Below are 22,489 nucleotides of genomic sequence, written 5' to 3'. Positions count from 1 at the left end.
GCCGCCCCCGGGATCCGGGAGCGGCTCGTCGTGGCGGCGGTCCGGCCGCCGGGTCAGATCGGCGGCATCTCCAACTCGAAGTCGATGCGCCGCTGTTCCCTCATGGCGACGGTCGTGGGGTGGGTGTCCCCGAACCGGGCGGCGGACCGGCGCGTGATCTCCCGCACGCGGTCCTCCGCACCGGGGTCGCCGAGGCGCATCCGGTCGACCGCGAGGTTGTACTCACCGCAGAGCACGCGGGGGTGCCGGTCGCCGAAGAGGGACAGGAACTCCCGGTGCGCACGCTCGTCCTCCGCCACCGCCTCGTCGTACCGCTCCAGCTGGGCGAGGACCCCCGCCACGTCGGCCCGGCAGGCGACCGCCGCCGGATGCCCGCCGCTCACGCGCCGTTCGAGCGCGGCGAGCGTCGGACGTCCCAGGTCGAGGGCGGCCAGCGGTTCTCCGCCCAGCCTGCGGGCGATGATCAGGTTGGTCGCCGCGGCGAGCGTGAACGGGTGCTCGGCGCCCAGCGTCGTGTGGTAGTTCGCATGGTTGCGCTCGGCGATCTCCCGGCCCTCGTCGAAGGACGGGTCGCTCTGCGTGCCGGCCAGCGCGAGCAGGTCGCAACTGAGGTTCGCCGCGCAGGCCAGCGTCTCCGGGTGCCGATCGCCGTACCGGCGCCGGTACTGGTCGTACGTCGTGCGGGACAGGGCCTCCGCCGCCCGGAACTCGCCGAGCCGGCGACGGGTCACGGAGAGCGAGGCGTCGGTGCGCATCACCTCGGGAGAGTGCTCCCCGGACAGGGCGACGTAGTGCTGCCTGGTCTCCAGCAGCAGTTCGAGCGAGCCCTGGTAGTCGCCCATCTCGCGGCGGTCCAGCGCGGCACCGAGCGCGTAGCGCGAGCAGGCGGGGCTCCTGACCCCCAGCACCTGACGGGCCGTCTGGTAGGCCTCCTCGGCGAGTGCCAGCGCCTCACGGGGGCGTCCGATGAGGTTCAGCGACACGCCGTAGTTGTTGATGGCGCGGAGCGTGTCCGGGTGGTCGTTCCCCACCGACCGGCGGTACCGGTCCAGGGTGTCCGCGTCGGACTCGCAGGCCTCCGCGTAGCGGCCAAGTCCGTTCAGGTCGGCGCCGACGTTGCGGGCGGTGATGAGGGTGTGCGGGTGGGCGAGACCCAGCGCCGGGTGCTCACGCTGCCTGCGCAGGGTGTCCGAGTCCAGTTCGAAGGCCTCGGCGTAACGGCCCATCGAACGGAGCGGGTTGGCCAGCTGCGCCGCCAGGCGCAGGGTGAGCGGGTCGTCGGCGCCACGGTTCGCGGTCCACGCGTCCAGGGCCCGGCGCCCCAGACCGATCGCCGCCAGGTGGTCCTTGACCAGCCACAGGTTGCGGACCTGGCTCACCACCCACTCACCGACCTGCGGGTCGACGCTCTCGATGGCTCCGGACGGCTCGAGGTGCGGGCGGAGCTCCGCGAAACGCTGGAGCGACGCCGGGTGGTCCTCCCCCTGCGAGGGCGAGGGGAGCGCGCTGGCCAGCACGAGGTGGGCCTGGCTCCTGGTACGCGCCAGGGCGTCGGGGTCCACCGCCATCCACTCGCGGACGAGGGCCTGCAGGAGCCGGTGCACCTGCAGCGAGCGTCCCTCCAGGCGGGCGAGGGCGTACCTGCTCAGATCGCGGATGAGGTAGCCCATGATCATCGGGTCGCGGAGCGCGGAGTCGGACTGGGCCAGCTCGTTCCGCATGCCGTCGCTGTAGAGCAGCGAGTCCGCGATCGGCTCGGGTGAGAAGAACGAGCACAGTTCCAGCAGGCGGACGGCCGCGGGCCGCTCCGCGCGCAGCCGCTCCACGGACAGCCGCCAGACGGCGGGCAGTTGGGTCTGCCGCTCGAACTCCCCCGCGGGGCCGGCGCTCAGCACCTCACCGACGCGGCTGCGCACCTGTTCCAGGTAGGTGTCCACCGGCATCCCGGTCTCCCGGAGCCACGCCGCGGCGAGTTCCACGGCCATGGGCAGGTCGCCGAGTTCCTCGGCGATCCGGTCCGCGTCCTGACGGGTCAGGTTCTCCACGCGGCGCCGGAGCAGCGCGACGCTCTCCGCCCGCCGGAAGACGCCCACTTCGACGGTGGCGGGGCCGCTGTCGGACTCACGTGCGGTGATGATGACGTGCCCCGGCCCGTTGGAGGGCAGGTAGTCCTCGAGCCGGCGGCCGCTCTGGCGGGTCTCCTCGTCGTTCGCCGCATTGTCGTAGACCAGCAGCCACTTGCCCCGCCTGCCGCTCTCCAGCTCGGCCAGGGTCGCCATGGCCAGGTCCTCGGCGGTCTCGCCCTGGACGCCCAGCTGGACGCCCAGGTTCGCCAGGCTCTGCGGGATCAGGTCGGTCTGCTCCGCCGGGATCCAGTGCACCAGGTCGTACTGGGCACCGAAGCGGTGGACGTACTCCAGGGCGATCTGCGTCTTGCCCATGCCGCCGAGCCCGTAGAGGAAGAGCCGGTCCGCCGGCGTGTGCACGTCGTCCAGGGAGTCCTGGCCGAGGTCGTCCCAGAACTTGTCGAGCTCCTGGTCCCGGCCCGTGAACAGGTTGTACCGGGGCGGGGCCTTGAACGTCGAGGGGGCTTCGCCCGGGTACCGGGTGCGGCCCGCGACGGGCTCGTTGAGGGCCGGCACCCCGATGAGCGCGGTCACCCGCTCCAGCGCCGTCGCGGCCGTCATGCCGACCAGGGAGAACCCGGGGAGGCTCGCCAGCGCCGTCGGGGTCTGGAACTCGCGAGTCCGCAGGCCGAGGATCCGCGGACCGTCGCCGCGACGGTCGGCGGCCTCGACCAGGGTGACCAGTTCCTCGGCGACGTTGGTGTTCACGAAGTCCGGTGACAGCAGCGCCAGGACGGTGTCCGCGGCGGTCGCGGGGACGGGCGCCAGCGCGGTGGCGCTGCTGGGGCGCAGTGTCACCGCCACGCCCGCCGCCTTGAGCTGGTCGGCGATCCACTCGGCCCACAGCCGGTCGCGCAGGGCGTGGTCGATGCGGACCCGCGGGGTGGCCGCGCCGGCCACGGGCACCCGGTCGAACCGCTTGACCAGCGACGCCCGCTGTTCCTCCGCCATGTGCCCGATCGCGGTCACCTCGCCGCGCGTGATGACGGACGTGAGGCGTTCGTAGGCGGCGAGCAGCGTGCCCTGGTTGCGGATCGGGTCCTTCAGGGTCGCCAGGACCTCTTCGTAGGCGTAGTAGGGGCGGTAGGGGATCTCGATGTCACCCCAGTACCGGTCCGGGTCCGGGTGCGCGGATTCGTCGAGGAACTCCTGGAAGCGGCTGCGCGCGTGCTGCCGGGCGGTGTCCAGCCGGTCCTGCTCGGCGGGGTCGACGCGCATCGGCACCGGCAGGATCGTCACATGGGGGGCGAACCTGCGGACGTCGCGCGCGACGTTCGCGCCGCCGTCTACGGACTGGACGTTGAAGGTGAAGCAGTTCACGAGGACGTCGGGCAGCAGGAGCGTGGTGATGCCCGAGGTGTCGCTGAAGCCCGTACGGCTGTCGATCAGCGCGTAGTCGTAGCCCGCCTGCATGTCCTCGCGCAGGGCGTGCAGGAACGCCTTCCCGTTCCGGTTCTCGTAGAAGCCGCGCCAGTCGTAGGTGTTGACGTTCTCGGAGTACTCCGGGGTGCGGCGGCCCGAGGAGACGAACTCGATGAAGCCGCCGCCGGGGAAGGAGCACTCCAGCGAGTGCGCGTGACGGTCGACGCGTGCGTACGTCCGCAGGCCGTCCGTCAGGTGCGGGCTCATCCGCTCGAATTCGCGGACGAGGTCGATCACGCCCGGCGTGGAGCTCAGTTCGGGGTCCCGCAGGAAGGGGGCGAAGTAGCGGTGCAGACCCGGCGCCTCCAGGTCCCAGTCCATGACCAGGACCCGTTTGCCGTTCGTGGCCAGGATCCAGGCGACGTTCGCCATGGCCATGGTGCGGCCCGTACCGCCCTTGAACGAGTAGAACGTCACTACGGTGCCGGGCCCCTGGGCGCCGGGACCGCCCGAGTCGTGCGTCATGAGGAAGACCTTCCGAGCAGGGGGAACGAGTCGAGGCCACCTGTGGGCGTGGGCAGGCGCTGAGCGACCTGTGCGGACTTCATGGCGTCGTTCTGGGCGCGGACCAGGGCCTTGCGGAGCGCGGCGGTGAACTTCTCCTCGTCGGGCAGTCCCCAGCGCTCCAGTTCCGTGGCCTGGCCGCGCAGCGTGGGCAGCACCTCGTCGAGGGCGGCGTCCAGATCCTCGGCGTGCTGCCACGACTGGGTGTCGTCCTGGTTGCGCGGTTCCAGCACGGCCGTGCCCTCGGGCACGGCGGCGTCGAGCGAGGTCAGCAGGCGCTGCTGCCGCTCGGCCTTGGCCGCCCAGGCGTCGACCAGCAGGACGACCAGTTCCTCCGGCCGCGGTCCTGAGCCCACCTGTTCCACGGTGCTCTCCTCGAGCGCCAGGACGTCGGGGGCGAGGTCCAGTTCCGCCGCCGTGTCGCAGAGCAGGGAGGCCAGCTCACCGGGCCGCCCGGGTGCGTACGGGGACCAGTCGACGGGCGTGGTGCCGTAGTACTCGCGAGCGGTCCGCTCGCCCGGCAGGTCGTCGGCGGCCGCTGCGGCCACGACGAAGCTCACCGTCTGGTGTCCCGGGTACGGCGGGAGCGGCGGGGCACCCTGTCGCCTGCCGGTGGCGTCGAAACCGGCGGCGTCCGGGAGGTGCTGCCCGAGGGCGGCCGCCACCCGGTCCGCGAGGGCCGCCACCACCAGCCGGTAGTCCTCGGCGTACCGGGCCTTCAGCCGCAGGAGGTGGAGCAGTCCTTCACGGGCGTAGGCGGCCGAGTCGGCGGTCAGCGGACCCTTCCGCCGGACGACGGGCGGCAGCGGCTCGGTGGCCGGCGCCCAGACCACCGGGATGATGGCGTCCGCGCTGCGTCCCGTCCGGGACCACAGCACCTCGGCCCGGTGTTCGAAGTAGGACCATTCGGTGGCGCAGTAGGACTGGCCGAAATACGCCGGTGTATAGAGCGCCACCATGGTGGTCGCACCGCGCATGCGCTCCACCGTGGCCTCGGGTGACCGGGGTGTGCCGCTCACTCCGACCGACTCGGGCGACTCACCGGTCCGGGCGGCGACCGCGTTGCGGAGGTCCCGGAATAAGGTCGCCGTCCACTCGTCGTCGACCCCGCGGATATGGCTCATGTAGAACCGGCTCATGGTGACTCCGTCGCGCGTGTCGGGACGCCCCGCAACGAGCGCGGCAGCGGGGACGACTCGATAGGGACCAACGGCTCGCCGTAGGCATCACTATTCGAGCAATAGCGGATAAATACCACATCCGGGCACCGCAGACGGGCGCGCATCGGGACCGTCACCCCTTCCTGATCAGGCTTTCCGCACCGTCCGTCGGGGAGCCTGCTCGGCGTGCCCGTGCGCTGCGGGGACAAGGGGAACACACCCGGCGGGCGGCCCGGCCGGCCGCGGGGGCTGCGGGGCGCGCGACCACCGGCGCGGTGCGCCGGAGGTTCATCCGGACGGGTACCCGCCATGGACCGTTCGGCCATCCCGGCGGACGGTGGAGGGGCGCTCATGACGCCCCTCCGATCAGAGCGCGGACGTCGGCGGTCACCCGGTCCCTGATGTGCTCGGTCAGCAGTTTGAGATCGGCGCAGTAGACGCTCGGATTGGCGAACCCGCTCGAGGGGCGGTAGCGGTGCGCCCGCAGCCCGCCCCCGCACAGCCGCACCACGCCGCAGGCCCGGCACTCCGGGGAGAGGGAGCTCAGCCCGCGGCCCTGCTCCCGCAGCAGCGGATGGTCGGCGGCGGTGTCGAAGTCGTCCGCGCCGATGTCCAGGCCCATGGCGGTGGCGCCTTCGTACGCCGCCTTGAGCGAGTCCGGCTGTTCGATCGACCCATCGGTGTCGACGACCACAAACGGCGGGCGGTCGAGCCCGACGGCTTCGGCGGTCGCCTTGCCGCCGAGCACCAGATCCATGATCGTCTCGAACAGCCGGATCCGGGTCTCGCGGACCGGCGCCGCGTACCAGCGGTCGAAGACCGCGAGCAGCCACCGGCCGTAGGGGGCCGTCGCGGGGTCGTGGCCCGGTGGCGGGAACTCCCAGGTCGCGTGCGGGAGCAGCAGGTCGATGACCGGGGGCCGGTGGCTCAGCAGCGATTCGTAGACACCGAGGGGTTCATTGGCGAGGTCGACCGTACACAGCAGGCCGCCGTATAAGCCGGCGTTCTCCGCGCGCCGCAACAGCCCGATCCCCCTCTCGGCAGCAACGTGGCTGCTCTGCCCCCCACGTGTGCGCCGGTGGCGGTCGCTGGCGTCCCTGCCTCCGTCGAGGCTCACCCCCACGCGCACACCGTAGCGGCGGAACAGGTCCATCCAACCAGGGTTCAGCAGCGTCCCGTTGGTCTGTGCGGCAAATTCCACGGACGTGATTCCGTGCGCCGCCTCGCGCACCGATTGCAGCAGGTGCTCGACCCGTCGCCGTCCCGCCAGCAGGGGCTCACCGCCGTGCAGGACGACCCGGACGGACGGCAGCCGGTGACGCCCGGCGTGCTCGGCTATCCGTGTGGCCAGGCGCTCGGCGAGGGCACGCGAGAGCACGGCGGGCTTGCGCTGCCAGCTGCTGTCGCGGAGTTCGTAGACGTAGCAGTACGAGCAGGCGAGGTTGCACAGGCCGTGCACCTTCACCACGAACTCGTGGATGGGCCGCGTCCCCTCCATCACCGACCTCCCGCCGGGCCCTCACCCCCGTCCCGGGGTCACAACGAGGAATCGAATCCGGTGTGCGGGTCGGGAACGTGCTCCGACCGGTCCTCCGCGACGCGGAGCAGCGATTCCACCAGTGCGCACGGTGGGAGCGCGCGGAGGCGCTCCGGCTCGATGCGCAGGTGCATGACATCGCCGTGCGCGTCACGTGGTGCCGTTTCCATCGACCAATGCCCCCGGTACCCCTTGCCGCCCACGGTGGCTCGACCCTGCCGACGCGTGCGTGATCGGACGTGGCTGGAGCCCTCGGGTGTCACCGCCGGCTCCCCCGTGCTGACTGCTGAAGTGTCCCTCCCAGGGAAGCACAGCGCCACGGACCAGGCCAGACCGCCTCCCGGACAGCTTCACGCCCTCTCGCGCGGCATCGGACGCCACGCCCGGAACGGAGGACCGGTCCGCCGTACGATGCGAGCCGGTCCCGTTCTCCGGCCGATGTCACCGCGTGCCACCGCCGCCGCGGCTCCCACCGCACCGGCGCGCGGCCGGACCTGACGGTGCGTCATCACCGTGCGGATCGCGCCGCATCGGGGCCGGCCCCGCACCCGCACCCGTACGGACCGGGGCGATCCGGTCACTACGTCCGGACGATCTTCGTCGTTTGTTCATCTGCGCGCCCGATTACGCTGGTCCGGCGGCGAGATGATCGGCATTCCGACCGTAGCGCAACGGAGAGACGATGCTCCCCAAGAGAACCTACGCCGCGCTCACGACCGCGGCTGTCGCTGCCGGCACGCTGGTGGCCGCGAGCCCCGCGAGTGCCCACCACCCGCACGTGACGCCGGCCTTCCAGCGCACCGCCACCTACCCGGTCTTCCAGAACCGCCCGGCGGGCGAGGACCCGGCAACGGCGACCGTCGCCGAGATCTCGGCGGTCAGCGAGGACGGCCGCACCCTGGTCTACACCGACGCCCTGGCGCGCCGGATCGGCTTCCTCGACATCAGCAGGCCGGGCAGCCCGCGCGGCCTCGGCACCCTGTCGCTGGCCGGGCTCGGCGACGCCGAGGACGAGCCCACCTCCGTGGCCGTGGTCGGCCGGTACGTGCTGGTCGTGGTCAACACCAGCAGCGGCTACTCCACCCCCTCCGGACGTCTCGACGTCATATCCCTGCGCGACCGCAAGCGGGTCACCAGCATCGACCTGGGCGGCCAGCCGGACTCCATCGCCATCACCAAGGACAAGCGGTACGCCGCAATCGCGATCGAGAACGAGCGCGACGAGGAGGCGACCCCGCCCGGCGGCGAGGAGGGCGACCTGCCCCAGGCCCCGGCCGGCTTCGTGCAGATCGTCGACCTCAAGGGCAGCTCGCCGCAGCACTGGCGCACCCGGCCCGTACCGCTGACCCGGCCCGACGGCGGCGCGCTGCCCGTGCTGACCGCCGCCGGGATCGTGGAGCCCACCGACCCGGAGCCGGAGTACGTCGCCGTCAACGGCCGCAACCAGCTGGTCGTGACGCTGCAGGAGAACAACGGGCTCGTCCTGGTGGACCTGCCGACGGGCCGCATCACCAAGGCCTTCAGCGCCGGCACGGCCACCGTGCACGGCATCGACACCGTCAAGGACGGCGTCATCGACCAGACCGGCTCGATCACCGACGTGCGGCGCGAGCCCGACGCCGTCAACTGGATCGACGACCGCTACTTCGCCACCGCCAACGAGGGCGACTGGAAGGGCGGCACGCGCGGCTGGACCGTCTTCGACAGCCGCACCGGCAAGGTCGTGTGGGACGCGGGCAACAGCTTCGAGCGCCTCGCCGTCCGCTACGGCCTGCACAACGAGGACCGCGCGGGCAAGAAGGGCACCGAGCCGGAGGGCGTGGTCGTCGCCTCCTTCCACGGCGTGCGGTACGCCTTCGTCGGCTCCGAGCGCAGCAACTTCGTCGCCGTCTACGACGTCAGCCGGCCGACCGCCCCGGTCTTCCGCCAGATGCTGGCCACCACCAACGGCCCCGAGGGACTGCTGCCGATCCCGTCGCGCGACCTGCTCGCGGTCTCCAGCGAGGAGGACGACGCCTCGGTCAACGTGCGGGCCTCGGTGAGCCTGTTCCAGCTGAGCAAGGGCACCCCGTCCTTCCCCGGCATCGTCTCGGCCTCGGACTCCACCGGCGCGCCGATCGGCTGGGGCGCGCTCGGCGCGCTGTCCGCCGTCCCCGGCCGGCCGCACGAGCTGTACACGGTCACCGACGCGGCGTACTCCGTCACCAAGATCATGACCATCGACACCTCGCGGAAGCCTGCGGTCATCACCCGGGCCCTGACCGTCAAGGGCGCCGACGGCAAGCCGGTCGGCTACGACGCCGAGGGCATCCACGCCCGTCCCCAGGGCGGCTTCTGGCTCGCCGTCGAGGGTGCGACCGGCGACGGCAACAAGCTCGTCCGGCTCGACCGCGACGGCGTGACCCGCCAGGTCGTCACGCTCCCGGCGGACGTCGCCGCGGGCCTGGCGAAGCAGGGCTTCGAGGGTGTCACCGCCACCACCGACCGGGGCGGCCGCGAGGTCGTGTGGGCCACACTGCAGCGCGAGGTCAAGGGCGACCCTGCCGGGGTCGTCCGGATCGGCCGCTACGACGTCCAGTCGGGCACCTGGAGCTGGTTCGGCTACCGGATCGGCACCACGGACACCCCGGGCGACTGGATCGGCCTGTCCGAGATCACGGCGGTCGGCGACAAGCTCGCCCTGATCGAGCGGGACAAGCTGAACGGCCCGGCCGCGAAGCTCAAGCGGGTGTACACGGTCGACATGCCGAAGTCCGCCGCCCCGTCGGGCCCGCTCCAGGTGCTGCCCAAGAAGCTCGCCCACGACGTGCTGCCCGACCTCCGGTCGACGAACGGGTGGACCCAGGAGAAGCTCGAGGGGCTCACCGTGGGCGGTGACGGCCACGTCTACGCCGTGACCGACAACGACGCCCTGGCCGACGCCACCGGCGAGACGGTCTTCCTGGACCTCGGTTCCGGCAGGAAGGTCTTCGGGCAGCGCTGATCCTCCGCGACGCCCTCCCCCGTACGGCCGCCGGTCCGCCGGCGGCCGTACGGGGCGGGCCCGTACGCATCGGGCCCGTGCGAGCCCGGCCGGTCACGCCTCCGGACGGCGCGCGAGGAAGACGAACTCCCGGCCGGGCCGGTCCGGGGCGTCCCGCACCTCGTCGAGGTCGTACCCCTGCGCGGTGAGCGCCGCCTCGACCTCCTCCCGCTCCCGGAACCGGAGGGTGGAGGTCGAGGTCAGCACCTCCCGGCCGGCGGCCAGGACGTAGGTCCAACGGAACGTCACCAGCGGCCCGCTGACGTCGAGCAGGTCGACCCAGTGCTCGACCGGTCCTGTGCCCGGCACGTCCACCACCCGGTGCGAGGCCTCGCGGTTCCAGCCCTCCCATGCGCGCTTCGCCGGGTCCCGGGTCTCGAACACCAGGCGGCCGCCCGGCCGCAGCGCCTCGTACGCCCCCCGCAGGGTGTCCCGCCACGCCGCGGGGTCGTCGATCGCCTGGGCGACGTTGGCCGTCATCGTCGCCAGGTCCACGCGCAGCGGCGGTAGCGCCGTCGCGTCACCGCGGATCCACCGGACCCGCCCACCCCCCGGCTTGGCCCGGGCGACGTCGAGGGCCGCCCCAGCCGGGTCGACGGCGACGACCTCGATGCCGAGGCCGGCCAGGCGCAGGGCGAACACCCCCGTTCCGCAGCCGATGTCCAGGACCCGGCGCGCGTCGTACTCCCGCACCAACGCGGTGTACGCGTCGAGGTCGCCGCGACCGGGATCGTCGAGGGCGTCGTACAGCGCGGCGAGCCGCGGGTCCCGGAATTCCTCGTCAGCCATGGGGGCGACGCTACCCGCGGTGGGACCCACGTCACATCCGTACCCGCGTCACGTTTCCACCGGCCCGTCCGTCATGGCTGCGTATCCGTCACCACGCAAGAGGAGCCCATCATGGAAGCCCGCGTGAACCTGTTCGGCAACGACCTCGCGCTCAGGTTCTTCAAGCACCTCAACTCGGCGGGCAAGGTGCCCGCAGAGTCGGGGCTGCCGACCGCGACGCAGGAGCTGGTGAAGATCCGCGCCAGTCAGATCAACGGCTGTGCCTTCTGCGCCGACATGCACACCAAGGAGGCCGCCGCGGCCGGTGAGACCTCGGTGCGCCTGAACCTCGTCGCCACCTGGCGCGAGGCCACGGTCTTCTCCGAGGCCGAGCGCGCCGCCCTCGAACTCACCGAGCAGGGCACGCGCATCGCGGACGCCGCCGGGGGCGTCACGGACGAGGTCTGGGCGAACGCCGCCAAGCACTACGACGAGGACCAGCTCGTCGCCCTGATCGGCCTCATCGCCGTCATCAACGCCTACAACCGGGTCAACGTCATCAACCGCCAACCCGCGGGCGACTACCGGCCCGGCCAGTTCGGCTGAGGGCGGGCGCCCCGGCCCGTGCCCACGGGCCGGGGCGCCGCTGCACCCTCCGGGCGATCCCAAGTGCCGCTGCCACGGGCCGCGGACGCCGGGTTGTAGCGTGATGCGGCATGAGGACCAGTTCGCCGCTCTCCGCGGTCCCCCGGCTGTCAGGCGCGATCGTCGTCGGCGCGGTGACCGGCGTGGTCGTCGGTGTCCTGACCGACGCGTCGCTGGGCGTCCTCGCCGGGATCGCGGCGACGGAGACGGTCTTCGTCGTGACGGGCTGGCTCGTGCTGTGGCCGATGGACGCGACCGCCACCCACCGCAACGCCCGGCGGGAGGACTTCCGGCCCGTCGTCGAGGAGCTGGTCGTCGTCGCCGCGGCCCTGTGCGGGCTGCTGGCCATCGTCGTCCTGCTCCTGCGCGGTGGCACCGACAAGGATCACGCCGCGGCGGCGACCGCGCTGGGCGGGGTGTTCATGGCCTGGGCGGCGCTCCACCTGATGTACGCCGCGCGCTACGGGTACCTCTACTATGCGGCCGCGGCGGGCGGGATCGACTTCAACTCCCCGCACCCGCCGACGTACCGGGACTTCTTCTACTTCAGCTACAACCTGGGCATGACCTACCAGGTCTCCGACACGGACGTCTCGAGCCCGGCGATCCGTGCGACGGTGCTGCGGCACTCGCTGCTGTCGTACGTCTTCGGCACCAGCATCCTGGCCACGACCATCAACCTGGTCGCCGGGATGGTCACGGGCTGAGAGCGGACCGGGCGTGCAGCTTATATCCCGAGCCGAAAATTCCTGTCAAGTCCCGAATTGCAGCGACATGACGCCGGAGGCCGTACCCGGCTTACTGGAGACATCGGGTTCCACCCCCCAGGGGCGGCCCACCGGACCACCACCGGAACCCCCTCCACACCCGCTCACGAAGGACGACAACCATGACCCCCACCCTCCGCACGAAGCGCCTCGTCACCCTCACCGCCGTGGCCACCCTGGCCGCGGGAGGGGCGCTGCTCCCCACCACCGCGTTCGCCGCCACCGCGCCGGCCGAGGCGCACGCGGCCACCGCGAAGGAGTCCGGCCGGGGTGGCGGTCACGGCGGAGGCCGGGGCCACGACGACGATGGCTGGGGTCGCGGCGGCTGGGACCAGGGCGGCAACCGCCCGAACGCCAATGGCAACGGCAGCATCATCATCGTCGTCGGTGACAACAACTCCACCAACATCAACAACGGCACCGTCAACAACGGCGTGATCTTCGACTGAGCGTCGCGTCCGTCCCGCCGACCCGAAACCACCAGCACCTCCGGCCACCGGGGGTGCTGTTCCCGTCCCCGTGCACGGACAGGCGCCGGCCGGGCCCACGGGTCACTCCTCGGCGCAGAGCTCGTCGCCCGGCGAGGTGCGCACCCGGGCCAGGAGACCGCGGAGCGCCGTGACCTCCTCCGGGGACAAGTCCCCGAAGAGCCCCCGCTCGACCTCTTCCACCGCCGCCTGGGCCTCGGCCAGCACGCCCCGCCCCCGGTCCGTGATGGCGACGATGTGCCGACGGCGGTCGGACGGGTCGCGACGGCGCTCGACGAGCTCCGCGGACTCGAGGTCGTTGAGGATCGCGACCATGATGCTGGGATCCACCTCGAGCGCCGCGACGAGACCCTGCTGCCCCATGGATCCGCACCCGCCGAGCAGCATCAGCGTGGCTCCGGCCCGCGGCGCCAGGCCGCAGGAGGCGAAGGCGCGCTGGACGCGGCCGTTCGCGATGGCGCCGTGCCGGGCCAGCAGGAAACCGAGCTGCTCCAGCGGGTCGCCGCCGGCAGCACCCTCAACCGCGATCTCGTTCACTGCCATGCCTGCATGATAGCGCGCCACCAACCATCGTGATCGATGGGTAATCCATGACCTTCAACGATTTCGCGACCACGACCCCACCACGACCCCCACGGACGAGGTCGCTCCCAGCGGTCGTTCGTGCCCCGTTATTCCACTTCTCCCGATTCCTTGCGCGAGGCGATGGTCACATCCCATAAATGATTGACCCTCCTCAATCATCTGTTAGGTTCCATTCACCAGCGATCCACAGCGACGCCGGCCCCGCGGAACCAGCACCTGCGAACCAGGCGCCCCGCCCCGGCGGCACCACGGAATCGCCCCCGCACGACGGGGACCGGCCCACCCGGCCGGACCGTCGTCCGACGCCCCGCACACCGGGGCACAGCTAGGAGACACCAGTCATGAACAAGTGGACGCGCATCATCGCCACCTCCACCGCCTCGGTGGCACTCGCCGGCACCGCCCTGCTCGGAGCCACGGGCTCCGCCTCCGCCGCCCCCCGGCCCGCCGGGGACCAGCACGCCGTGAGCGTCAGCAGCACGGCGTGGGACAGGTACGCCGACCGCACCGGGAACGACGACCGGCGCTGGAACGACGAGATCACCCGCCACCACTACGACTACGGCCACCACCAGGTGCAGTACTGGTACGGGTACGACGGCAAGCTCTACCGGTACGACGGCCACCGCCTGGCCCGCTGGTCCCACGGTCACTGGGTGACCGTCTGGCAGTCCCACGGCCACGGGCCCGTCCGCTGAGGCGCGACCGGATCCGGCGCACCCCGCCGGGCCGCGCACGCCCCGCCGACAGGCAGGAAGCCACGCCGGTGCCGAGCCGCCCCGTCCTCGCACGGCCCGGCACCGGCACCGGCCCCCGCCCCTCCCCCACCCGTGCCGCCAGCGGCACACCGAAAGACCCGGAGACCACCATGCCCATCCCGACGACGAAGTCCGGCGGCCTGCTCAACAACGCCTTCGTGGCGGTACGGCGCCTGCAGACCCCGGCCACCACCTCCGGTACCGGACGGCACCGCGGCCGGCCCGCCGGTGAGCGCATCACCTCCATCGGCGTCCGGGGCATGGGCGCCCACCGCCGCCCGCTCGATGCCCCCGACTCCGGCGACACGGCCGCCCAGGCCTGAACACAGCCGGCGCCGCCCCACCCAAGACCTCACCAACCCGCCTGCACCTGCACCTGCACCTGCACCTGCGCCGGATCGACCCCAGAGGGAACAACCAACTCCGCTGCCCCGGAGATGAGTTGGCCGCGCGTCCGCCGCGCACACCGCGCGCCCCGGCACCCCTCCATGGAAAACCGCCCAGGCTCCCCGTCCTGACTCCTCCGGACCGGGGAGCCTTCGGCGTGCCGCCGCACTCGCGGTTCGACTCCCCTTCCACCGAAGGCACTTCACCGCCCCATGGCCGGGTACTTACCAAAAGTTAGCGGCTAATCCCCTCTTTGGCCCGCGGGGCCAGGGTGCATCACGGTGGAGCCGTGGGACCCGCACCTCGCACCCCCCGGCGACGCGGGCCACCGGGCTCCCCGGCGCCATGACGCCGGGGAGCCGCCCCACGGGGACACGCACACGTCTGACGCACCTGGAACTCACATGGCAACCCTGCTGCACCTCGACTCCTCCCTCCACCCGGGCTCCGACTCCCGCTCCCGCACCGTCGCGCTGACCTTCCGCGACGCATGGCAGGAGCAGCACCCGGACGGCACCGTGGTCTACCGCGACCTCGCCGCGGACCCGCTCCCCCACCTCGACGTGCACGGCTTCTCCGCCGCCTTCGTCGACGCCCCGTCGCACACCCCCGAACAGGCGGCGGCCTTCGCGGGCCGTCTGGCCCTGATCGAGGAACTGGAGAAGGCCGACGCCGTGCTCCTCGGCGCCCCGATGTACAACTTCACGATCCCGTCGACGCTCAAGAGCTGGATCGACCACGTGCTCATGGTCGGACGCACGACCGGTGACACCTCCAGCGTGAAGGGCGTGCCGGTGACCGTCATCGCCAGCCGCGGCGGCTCCTACGCTCCGGGCACCCCGCGGGAGTCCTCCGAGTACGTGCAGAACTACCTGCGGTCCATCCTCGGCGAGTACATGGGCCTGGACCTGGACTTCATCGTCCCCGAACTGACCGCTGCGGCCTCGAACCCCGCCATGGCCGAGCTCGTCCCGCTGGCCGAGGCCTCGTGGACCCGGGCACTGGAGGACGCGACCACCAAGGGCAAGGAAGTCGCGCAGCGCGTCGCAGCCGCCTGACCCCGGGCCGTGTCCTGCCCGCACCGGGCGGGACACGGCTCCCCCGCCCCTGCCTGGTACCGGGAGGCATAGGAACAGCGTTCCGTGGCCGGCGCGGCCGCGGTGACGCAACCTTGGCCGTGTCCGGCACACTTCGCACGGCCGCGCTCCGCGGTCACCCCCGCCCCGTTCGGAAGACGCCCATGAGCAACCAGACGACCTCCCGTCGCCACGCCGCCGTTCCCCACGGCCCCGCCGGCCCCGACGCCGCCTCCGGCCCGCTGGAGTCCGGCATCGACGGTCTGGCGCACCTGGTCGACGACCTCGCGCACGCGATGGCCACGACACCGGAGGCCCTCCTCGCCGGCATGCCGGACGACGTGCTGAACGCCCTCTTCCTCCTGCACGTCCAGGAGGCCCCGGGCCACGCCCCGCGCCCTGGCGGCCCCGGGGAGCCCGAGCGGAACCGGACCACCACGGAGTAAGGCCTGCCTCGCCTGCCAGCTTTGCTCCATAAATGTACATTTACATCGTGAACGACCGATTGGCGCTCCTCGCCGATGTGGAGAAGGGCATCGGTGAGGGCGAGGTGCTCCGGCTCGCGCTGCAGCACGCGGTCGCCGAGCTGGACGGGCTGGGCGGCGCGGTCCACCTGTGCGGGCCGATGTCGGCGCTGCGCCTGGTGTCCACGGTCGGGCTGTCACCGGGGTACGTACGCCCCTGGGAGATCATCGACCAGGAGAGCCCGGCGGTCCCGGCGCGCGCCGTACGCCGGCACGGCCGCGTGTGGGCGGCCGACGGATCGGCCGACGCAGGACGGCCCGGGACGGCGAAGGGATGGCCCGGCACCGGGCTGGCCTCCGTGGCCCTGTCCGACGGGGTGAGTTCGGTGGGGTCACTGACCGTCGTCACCGGCTCGGCCGGGGAGCCCACCGAGGAGCAGTGGCGGTTCCTCGAGGCGGTGACCGCCTGGGCCCAGGAACGCGTGGACCAGGCGCCGCCCCCGACCCGCCCCACGCACGAGGAACCCAGCGGCAGCCGGCTGCGGCAGGCGCTGAAGGCCGTCGAGGTGGGCACGTGGGACTGGAACATCCGCACCGGCGAACTCGCCTGGGACGACGCGGCCATGGCCGTCTACGGGACCGACCCCTCCGAGTTCGTGCCCCGGGTCGAGAGCTGGATGAAGGTCGTCCACCCCGACGACCTGCGGTGGACGCTCGCCACCGCCGAGAGGGCGATCCGGGACCGGGGTGTGTTCGAGGCCGAGTACCGGGTGCGCCGCCCCGACGGGAGCTACGGCTGGACCGAGACCCGCGCCAAGGTGGTCCTGGACGACAGGGGCGAGCCGTACCGGATGATCGGCACGGCGTGGGAGAGCAACGAGTCGCGGTCCGCGCGTGACGCGCTGAGCCGCGCCCTGCGGTACATGAGCGACGGCTTCCTCTCCGCGGACGAGGAATGGCGCATCACCTTCGTCAACCTGGAGGCCGAGGACGTGCTCGGCTCCTCCGAGGAGGAGCTGTTCGGCCGGGTGCTCTGGACGCTGCCGTCGCTGCGGCAGATCCCCGGCCTGGAGTCGCGCTGCCGGGAGGCCGCGGCCAAGGCGGCGCCCACGAGCTTCGACGTACGGATGCCGGACACGGGCTCCTGCTACCAGGTCCGGCTGGTCCCGCTGCCCGACGGGGTGACGCTCTACTTCACCGACGTCACCGACCGGCGCAGGCACGAAGCCGAGCGCGCCGCCGCCGAGCGCGCGGCGGGCGAACGCGCGACCCGGATCGCCGAACTGACCGCGGCCCTCGCCAAGGCGACGACCTCGCGCGACGTGGTGGACGCCGTCGCCCAGCGCGTCCTGCCGCCGTTCGGCGCCACCGGGCTGCTGGTGCAGGCGCTCGAGGACGGCAGGGCCTACAACGTGGGGTCCGTCGGCTACCCGCAGGCCTTCCTCGACAACCTCCAAGGCCGCCCCCGGGGTGCCAAGGACCCGGTGTGGGACGCCATCTCGACCAGTGGACCGGTGTTCGTCTCCTCCGCCGAGGAGTACGCGGCGCGGTACCCGGCCATGGCCGACCGCCCGCACCTGACCGGGAAGGGGTCCTGGGCCTTCCTGCCGCTGACCGCCTCCGGGCTCACCTTCGGCGTCTGCGTGGTCGCCTTCGACCAGCCGCGGCGCCTGACGGACGAGGAGCGCACCCTGCTGAGCGCCATCAGCGCCCTGGTGGCCCACGCCCTGGAACGCGCGCGCCTGTACGACGCCGAACACACCCGTTCCCGGGAACTGCAGAGCGCGCTGCTCCCCCAGGAGCTGCCCGCGCTGCCGTCGTGCACCCTCGCCGCCCGCTACCTGCCGACCGAGCAGGGCGCGGACGTCGGCGGCGACTGGTACGACGTGATCCCGCTGTCCGCCGGCCGGGTCGCCTTCGTCATCGGCGACGTGATGGGCCACGGCCTGTCCGAGGCGGTCACCATGGGACGCCTGCGCACGGCCGTCCACACGCTGGCCGGTCTCGAACTGCCCCCCGACGAGATCATGGGGCACCTCAACGACATCGTCGGCGGACTCGGCGCGGACTCCTACGCCACCTGTCTCTACGTGCTCTACGACTCGACCACCGGCACCTGTTCGGTCACACGCGCCGGGCACCCCCCGCCCGCGGTCGTCCATCCGGACGGGACCGTGCGCTTCCCGAAGGCGGCGCCGAACCCGCCCCTGGGGGCCGCGGAGCAGCCGTTCGAGAGCGTCGAGCTGCAGGTCCCCCGGGAGAGCCTGCTCGTGCTGTTCACCGACGGGCTGGTCGAGTCCTCCGAGCGCGAGATCGACGAGGGCCTGGGCGATCTGGCGCGCCTGCTGGCCGACGCGGACGCCGAGGACCTGGGGGCGCTCTGCGACGCCCTCATTTCCAGGCTGCTCCCGGTCGGGCGGACCACAAGCGACGACATCGCGCTCCTCGTCGCCCGCGTCCACGCGCTCGACCCCGAGCGGATCGCCTGCTGGCCGCTCCCCGAGGACCCGCGGGCGGCGGGGATGGCCCGCGGGCACGTGCGGGAGCAGTTGTCCGCGTGGGGTCTGGAGGAGCTGACGCCGACGACGGAGCTGCTCGCCAGTGAGCTGGTGGGGAACGTCGTCCGCCACGGGAAGGGCCCGATGACGCTACGGCTGCTGCGGGACATCGACCTGGTCTGCGAGGTCTCCGACGACAGCCTGACGATGCCCCGCATCCGCCACGCCTCCGAGACGGACGAAGGGGGCCGGGGCCTCCAGCTCGTCGCCTCCCTGTCCCAGCGGTGGGGCACCCGCTACACCCCGAACGGCAAGTGCATCTGGACGGCGCAGCAGCTGCCGGATCCCGACGCCGGCGTGCCGCTCCCGGAGCCGTTCGACGTGGACGCCGTTCCGCCCCTCGACTGACCGGCCCTCCAACTCCCCCCGTGGGCGGCGGTGTCGGTGGGTAGGTGGCCGCCCGGGCCGGCCTCATGGGGCATGGTGTGACACGTCTGTGACAGTCGGCGGACGGGGTCATGACGTCGCAGCGCGAAGGTGGTTCATAGAGGGCAAAACGCCCCAATCGGACATTCATCTCCTGCTACCGAGGGCGTGAGCAGGGACCGCAGCCGCCGAACCGCCGAAGGACACCACCATGAGCTCCGCACCCACCACGCCCCAGGCCGACACCAGCCCCGACGCCGACACCGCCGGGACCGGCGGCGACGTCCCCGAACTCGCCCCCCGCGAACGCGAGACCCTCCGCCACATCGCCGCGGGCCGCACCTACCTCCAGACCGCCCGCCACATGGGACTGTCCAAGCACACCGTCGACGCCTACCTCCGCCGCATCCGCGCCAAGCTCGGCATCTACAGCACCGCCGAACTCACCCGCACCGCCATCGCCCTCGGACTGTGACCTCCGCGTTTCCGGCCGCCCGGAGGATCAGGAGCGGCCGAAGCCGTTGAGGAACGTCTCCACCACGAGGTCGGCAGCCCGCGGGGGCTCCACGTCGGGAAAGCGGTGGGCGACGGTGTCCACCAGTTGGTCGAGGACCGCCCTCACCCACTCCGGGGAGGCGTCGGGGCGCAGATGGCCCTCGTCCGCGGCGCGCCGCAGGAAGGCGTCCAGCCGCGCACTCTGCTCCGCACGCCGGCGGTCGGCCTCCGGATCCTGCCGCATCATGCGGCGCGTGTCGACGGGCCACTCACGGCTGACGGGGACGATCCCCTCCACGTAGCGGTGGAGGGCCACACCCACGGGCGCCTCCATGAGCCGCGCCTCGTCGAGGACGCGCTCGGCGGAGTCGAGTTTCGCATGGAAGACGGCGTTGAGCAGGGCTTCGCGCGTGGCGAAGCGGCGGTGGACGGTCGTCCGGTCCACCCCCGCCGCGCTGGCGATGGCCGACATCGACGTGCCGGGGTCCTCGGCCAGCAGCCGGGCCCCGGTGCGCAGGACCACGGCGAGGTTACGTGCGGCATCGGCTCTCATGATGGCGTCATGGTAACAGCGAGTCGCAGTTAGACGCACATCACCATCACGCCCGCTGCATCGGGCCCGCATAGTGCTACATTGGTGTTGCAATTATTCGAAGAGCTTCGACAGTGACCTCGGATCCGTCCCCCGGCCCGAGAGCGCTCGTCGCAGGACAGGAGGAACGTCCCATGGCACGTACATGGCTGATCACCGGTGGTTCCCAGGGCCTCGGGAAGGCCCTCGCGGTCGCGGCGCTGGAGGCGGGCGACCGGGTCGCGGTGACCTCGCGCAAGCCAGAGGCGCTCGCGGAACTGGCGGCGGCGCACCCCGAGCGGTTCCAGAGCCTCGCGCTGGACGTCACCTCGCCCGCGGAGGCCCGGCGCGTGGTCGCGTCGGTGGTCGAGCGCTTCGGCGGCCTCGACGTCGTGGTCAACAACGCGGGCTACGCGACCAACGGCTCGGTGGAGGACTTCCCGGAGGACGAGTTCCGGGCCCAGATCGAGGCGAACCTCTTCGGGGTCGTCAACGTGACGCGGGCGGCGCTGCCGGTCCTGCGCGGCCGGCGCACCGGGCACTTCGTGCAGATCTCGTCCATCGGCGGCAGGGTCGGCGGCACGCCCGGCCTCAGCGCTTACCAGACCGCCAAGTTCGCGGTCGCGGGCTTCTCCGAGGTCCTGGCGAACGAGGTGGCCCCGCTCGGCATCAAGGTGACCATCGTGGAGCCGGGCGGCATCCGCACCGGCTGGGCCGCCGGCGCCGCGCTGACCTCGGGCCCGATCGGCGCCGACTACGAGCAGACCGTCGGGCAGTGGCAGGAGCGGTTCGCGGCCTACAGCGGCAACGAGCCCGGCGACCCGGCCCGCATGGCCCGGGCGATCGTCGACGTCGTCGGCGCCGAGGAGCCCCCGCGCCGCCTGCTGCTCGGCAGCGACGCGCTGGAGATCGCGCTGGACGCCGAGGAGGCACGTCTGACGGAGGCCAGGACGTGGGCGCACCTCAGCCGCTCCACGGACCACCCGGTCACTTCCGGCTCCGCGTGACCCCCCGCCCCCCGTACTCCGCCCCGGCTTTGCCCTTGCCCTCGCCTTGCCCCCGCAACTGGAAGACGTGACTGATGACCCTTCGCGACAGGCTCTTCATCGGCGGCTCCTGGGTGACCCCCAGCGACCCTGACCTCATCCTCGAGATCCGCTCCCCCCACGACCAGTCGGTCCTCGGCCGGGTGGCCCAGGCGGCCGACGCGGACGTGGACGCGGCCGTCGCCGCGGCGCGTGAGGCCTTCGACAACGGGCCGTGGCCGCGCACCGACCCCAAGGAGCGGCAGGAGGTGATCCGCCGGGTCAACGCGCTGCGCGAGGCCCGTGCCGACGAGATCGCCGCGGCCATATCCGCCGAGAACGGTTCGGCGGGCTGGTTCACCCGGGCCGGTCAGCCGTTCCTGACCCGCCAGGTCGACGCCTACCTCAAGGCCGCCGCCGAGCTCGGCTGGGAGGAGGTCATCGAACCCTCCGACCCCTCGGTGGACTTCGACACCGTGGTCAGGCGCGAGGCGATCGGCGTGGTCGCCGCGGTCATCCCGTGGAACTCGCCCTTCTCCGCGGCCACGGCCAAACTGACCCCGGCCCTGCTGGCCGGCAACACCGTGGTGCTGAAGGTCTCCCCGGAGAACTCGCTGAGCATGATGCTGCTGGCGGACCTCTTCCACGAGGCGGGCCTGCCCGAGGGCGTGCTCAGCGTCCTCCCGGCGGACCGGGAGACCAGCGAGCACCTCGTCTCGCACCCGGACGTCGACAAGATCGCCTTCACCGGCTCGACCCGCGCCGGACGGCGCATCGCCTCGATCGCCGGCGAGCAGCTCAAGCGGGTCAGCCTCGAACTGGGCGGCAAGTCCGCGGCCGTCATCCTCGACGACGCCGACCTCCCCGCCGTGATGCAGGGGCTGCGCTTCGGGTCGCTGGCGAACAACGGCGAGGCCTGCATCCTGCAGACCCGGATCTTGGCGCCGCGCAGCCGCTACGAGGAGGTCGTCACGGCCCTGAAGGAGATGGTGGAGTCGCTGAAGGTCGGCGACCCCTCCGAGCCGGACACCTTCATCGGCCCCATGATCCGTCGTGACCAGCAGCAGCGCGTGATCGACTACATCAAGCTGGGCATCGAGGAGGGCGCCCGCCTGGTGACCGGCGGCCCCGAGGTGCCGCGCGGGCTGGAGGCGGGCAACTACGTCACTCCCACCGTCTTCGCCGACGTCGACAACGGCATGCGGATCGCCCGGGAGGAAATCTTCGGCCCCGTGCTGGTCGTGATCGCCTACGACGACGAGGACGACGCGGTGCGGATCGCCAACGACTCCGACTACGGCCTGTCGGGGGGCGTCTGGACCACGAGCCCCGAGCGTGCGCTGGCGGTCGCCCGCCGGCTGCGCACCGGGACCGTCACCCTGAACGGCTCCCCGATGAGCTTCGACGGCCCGTTCGGCGGCTACAAGGCCAGCGGCGTCGGCCGCGAGTACGGGTCGGTGGGCCTGACCGGCTACGTCGAGCACAAGACGATCACCCGTCGGCGGTGACCGCGGACGGGCCGGGCCCGGGAGGTGTGTGGGGCGCCCCGGGCCCGGCGGTCACCGGTCGCGGCGGCCCGGGTGGGGGTCAGGAGTCGTCGGCGTGGAGGTTCTTGACCTTGATCCAGTCACGGCTGCGGCGACCCGGAAGGTACGTACTGGTCAACCGCTTCGCCACCACACCGTCGTACCCCTCCTGACGGATGTAGTGCAACGCCTCACTCGCCATCGCCGGCCAGTACGGCGGCACCACCACATGCGGCCCG

19 protein-coding genes are annotated in these 22,489 nt (G+C 72.3%); 12 read left to right on the top strand and 7 right to left on the bottom strand.

Annotation, left to right across the window (positions count from 1 at the left end):
* Window positions 1-53: 53 nt before the first annotated feature.
* The 3 genes from fxsT to PV410_RS08835 all read right to left on the bottom strand — a co-directional run bounded on the left by fxsT (window position 54) and on the right by PV410_RS08835 (window position 6,710).
* Window positions 54-4,013: an FxSxx-COOH system tetratricopeptide repeat protein gene (fxsT, locus tag PV410_RS08845; protein WP_500323443.1), complete on the bottom strand. Its 3,960-nt coding sequence runs from the start codon at window positions 4,011-4,013 to the stop codon at window positions 54-56.
* On the bottom strand, window positions 4,010-5,191 hold the full coding sequence (gene fsxC / locus PV410_RS08840; RefSeq protein ID WP_500323442.1) for an FxsC protein: 1,182 nt from the start codon (window positions 5,189-5,191) through the stop codon (window positions 4,010-4,012). The genes fxsT and fsxC overlap by 4 nt, the downstream gene beginning before the upstream one ends.
* Window positions 5,192-5,561: 370 nt before the next feature.
* Window positions 5,562-6,710, bottom strand: a complete 1,149-nt coding sequence (locus PV410_RS08835; protein WP_500323441.1) for an FxsB family cyclophane-forming radical SAM/SPASM peptide maturase — start codon at window positions 6,708-6,710, stop codon at window positions 5,562-5,564.
* 721 nt (window positions 6,711-7,431) lie between these two features.
* On the opposite strand from PV410_RS08835, the gene PV410_RS08830 reads away from it, so the two are divergent.
* Complete coding sequence (locus tag PV410_RS08830) at window positions 7,432-9,732, top strand: esterase-like activity of phytase family protein (RefSeq protein WP_500323440.1); 2,301 nt, start codon at window positions 7,432-7,434, stop codon at window positions 9,730-9,732.
* A 93-nt stretch (window positions 9,733-9,825) separates the two neighbouring features.
* On the opposite strand, the gene PV410_RS08825 is transcribed toward PV410_RS08830, so the two are convergent.
* On the bottom strand, window positions 9,826-10,560 hold the full coding sequence (locus tag PV410_RS08825) for a class I SAM-dependent methyltransferase (protein ID WP_500323439.1): 735 nt from the start codon (window positions 10,558-10,560) through the stop codon (window positions 9,826-9,828).
* A 111-nt stretch (window positions 10,561-10,671) separates the two neighbouring features.
* Here PV410_RS08825 and PV410_RS08820 point away from each other — a divergent pair, with 111 nt between their 5' ends.
* From PV410_RS08820 to PV410_RS08810, 3 genes are all read left to right on the top strand, one after another.
* Window positions 10,672-11,145, top strand: a complete 474-nt coding sequence (locus PV410_RS08820; protein ID WP_500323437.1) for a carboxymuconolactone decarboxylase family protein — start codon at window positions 10,672-10,674, stop codon at window positions 11,143-11,145.
* 110 nt (window positions 11,146-11,255) lie between these two features.
* On the top strand, window positions 11,256-11,891 hold the full coding sequence (locus PV410_RS08815) for a DUF1345 domain-containing protein (protein WP_500323436.1): 636 nt from the start codon (window positions 11,256-11,258) through the stop codon (window positions 11,889-11,891).
* 182 nt (window positions 11,892-12,073) lie between these two features.
* Window positions 12,074-12,400: a hypothetical protein gene (locus PV410_RS08810; RefSeq protein ID WP_500323435.1), complete on the top strand. Its 327-nt coding sequence runs from the start codon at window positions 12,074-12,076 to the stop codon at window positions 12,398-12,400.
* Between the two features lie 102 nt (window positions 12,401-12,502).
* Here the strand turns inward: PV410_RS08810 and PV410_RS08805 are convergent, their stop codons facing one another.
* Window positions 12,503-12,982 carry a MarR family winged helix-turn-helix transcriptional regulator gene (locus PV410_RS08805; RefSeq protein WP_500323434.1) on the bottom strand — a complete coding sequence of 160 codons (480 nt, stop codon included), beginning with the start codon at window positions 12,980-12,982 and terminating at the stop codon, window positions 12,503-12,505.
* Between the two features lie 383 nt (window positions 12,983-13,365).
* Between PV410_RS08805 and PV410_RS08800 the strand changes: the two genes are divergently transcribed.
* The 6 genes from PV410_RS08800 to PV410_RS08775 all read left to right on the top strand — a co-directional run bounded on the left by PV410_RS08800 (window position 13,366) and on the right by PV410_RS08775 (window position 19,108).
* The gene (locus tag PV410_RS08800; protein WP_500323432.1) at window positions 13,366-13,722 is read left to right on the top strand and encodes a hypothetical protein; all 357 of its coding nucleotides are present in this window, start codon (window positions 13,366-13,368) and stop codon (window positions 13,720-13,722) included.
* 170 nt (window positions 13,723-13,892) lie between these two features.
* A complete protein-coding gene (locus PV410_RS08795) occupies window positions 13,893-14,105 on the top strand; it encodes a hypothetical protein (RefSeq protein WP_500323430.1) in 213 nt (70 codons plus the stop codon).
* 468 nt (window positions 14,106-14,573) lie between these two features.
* The gene (locus PV410_RS08790; RefSeq protein ID WP_500323429.1) at window positions 14,574-15,227 is read left to right on the top strand and encodes an FMN-dependent NADH-azoreductase; all 654 of its coding nucleotides are present in this window, start codon (window positions 14,574-14,576) and stop codon (window positions 15,225-15,227) included.
* A 182-nt stretch (window positions 15,228-15,409) separates the two neighbouring features.
* A complete protein-coding gene (locus PV410_RS08785) occupies window positions 15,410-15,691 on the top strand; it encodes a hypothetical protein (RefSeq protein WP_500323428.1) in 282 nt (93 codons plus the stop codon).
* A gap of 47 nt (window positions 15,692-15,738) precedes the next feature.
* Window positions 15,739-18,615: a SpoIIE family protein phosphatase gene (locus PV410_RS08780; protein WP_500323427.1), complete on the top strand. Its 2,877-nt coding sequence runs from the start codon at window positions 15,739-15,741 to the stop codon at window positions 18,613-18,615.
* A gap of 229 nt (window positions 18,616-18,844) precedes the next feature.
* Window positions 18,845-19,108, top strand: a complete 264-nt coding sequence (locus PV410_RS08775; protein WP_500323426.1) for a response regulator transcription factor — start codon at window positions 18,845-18,847, stop codon at window positions 19,106-19,108.
* Between the two features lie 27 nt (window positions 19,109-19,135).
* Here PV410_RS08775 and PV410_RS08770 read toward each other — a convergent pair whose 3' ends face one another.
* On the bottom strand, window positions 19,136-19,681 hold the full coding sequence (locus tag PV410_RS08770) for a TetR/AcrR family transcriptional regulator (RefSeq protein WP_500323425.1): 546 nt from the start codon (window positions 19,679-19,681) through the stop codon (window positions 19,136-19,138).
* Window positions 19,682-19,854: 173 nt separating this feature from the next.
* On the opposite strand from PV410_RS08770, the gene PV410_RS08765 reads away from it, so the two are divergent.
* A complete protein-coding gene (locus PV410_RS08765; RefSeq protein WP_500323424.1) occupies window positions 19,855-20,706 on the top strand; it encodes an oxidoreductase in 852 nt (283 codons plus the stop codon).
* Between the two features lie 74 nt (window positions 20,707-20,780).
* Window positions 20,781-22,232, top strand: a complete 1,452-nt coding sequence (locus PV410_RS08760; protein ID WP_500323422.1) for an aldehyde dehydrogenase — start codon at window positions 20,781-20,783, stop codon at window positions 22,230-22,232.
* 79 nt (window positions 22,233-22,311) lie between these two features.
* Here the strand turns inward: PV410_RS08760 and PV410_RS08755 are convergent, their stop codons facing one another.
* Window positions 22,312-22,452, bottom strand: a complete 141-nt coding sequence (locus PV410_RS08755; RefSeq protein WP_500323706.1) for an ATP-dependent DNA ligase — start codon at window positions 22,450-22,452, stop codon at window positions 22,312-22,314.
* Window positions 22,453-22,489 lie beyond the last annotated feature (37 nt).

This window comes from Streptomyces sp. PA03-5A (assembly GCF_033792725.1).
Taxonomy (GTDB): domain Bacteria; phylum Actinomycetota; class Actinomycetes; order Streptomycetales; family Streptomycetaceae; genus Actinacidiphila.
This window is presented reverse-complemented; position numbering and strand designations above follow the sequence as displayed.

Coding starts and splice junctions, on each gene's coding strand:
- fxsT (WP_500323443.1), bottom strand. CDS start 4,013: ATGACGCACGACTCGGGCGGTCCCGGCGCCCAGGGGCCCGGCACCGTA.
- fsxC (WP_500323442.1), bottom strand. CDS start 5,191: ATGAGCCGGTTCTACATGAGCCATATCCGCGGGGTCGACGACGAGTGG.
- PV410_RS08835 (WP_500323441.1), bottom strand. CDS start 6,710: ATGGAGGGGACGCGGCCCATCCACGAGTTCGTGGTGAAGGTGCACGGC.
- PV410_RS08830 (WP_500323440.1), top strand. CDS start 7,432: ATGCTCCCCAAGAGAACCTACGCCGCGCTCACGACCGCGGCTGTCGCT.
- PV410_RS08825 (WP_500323439.1), bottom strand. CDS start 10,560: ATGGCTGACGAGGAATTCCGGGACCCGCGGCTCGCCGCGCTGTACGAC.
- PV410_RS08820 (WP_500323437.1), top strand. CDS start 10,672: ATGGAAGCCCGCGTGAACCTGTTCGGCAACGACCTCGCGCTCAGGTTC.
- PV410_RS08815 (WP_500323436.1), top strand. CDS start 11,256: ATGAGGACCAGTTCGCCGCTCTCCGCGGTCCCCCGGCTGTCAGGCGCG.
- PV410_RS08810 (WP_500323435.1), top strand. CDS start 12,074: ATGACCCCCACCCTCCGCACGAAGCGCCTCGTCACCCTCACCGCCGTG.
- PV410_RS08805 (WP_500323434.1), bottom strand. CDS start 12,982: ATGGCAGTGAACGAGATCGCGGTTGAGGGTGCTGCCGGCGGCGACCCG.
- PV410_RS08800 (WP_500323432.1), top strand. CDS start 13,366: ATGAACAAGTGGACGCGCATCATCGCCACCTCCACCGCCTCGGTGGCA.
- PV410_RS08795 (WP_500323430.1), top strand. CDS start 13,893: ATGCCCATCCCGACGACGAAGTCCGGCGGCCTGCTCAACAACGCCTTC.
- PV410_RS08790 (WP_500323429.1), top strand. CDS start 14,574: ATGGCAACCCTGCTGCACCTCGACTCCTCCCTCCACCCGGGCTCCGAC.
- PV410_RS08785 (WP_500323428.1), top strand. CDS start 15,410: ATGAGCAACCAGACGACCTCCCGTCGCCACGCCGCCGTTCCCCACGGC.
- PV410_RS08775 (WP_500323426.1), top strand. CDS start 18,845: ATGAGCTCCGCACCCACCACGCCCCAGGCCGACACCAGCCCCGACGCC.
- PV410_RS08770 (WP_500323425.1), bottom strand. CDS start 19,681: ATGAGAGCCGATGCCGCACGTAACCTCGCCGTGGTCCTGCGCACCGGG.
- PV410_RS08765 (WP_500323424.1), top strand. CDS start 19,855: ATGGCACGTACATGGCTGATCACCGGTGGTTCCCAGGGCCTCGGGAAG.
- PV410_RS08760 (WP_500323422.1), top strand. CDS start 20,781: ATGACCCTTCGCGACAGGCTCTTCATCGGCGGCTCCTGGGTGACCCCC.
- PV410_RS08755 (WP_500323706.1), bottom strand. CDS start 22,452: ATGGCGAGTGAGGCGTTGCACTACATCCGTCAGGAGGGGTACGACGGT.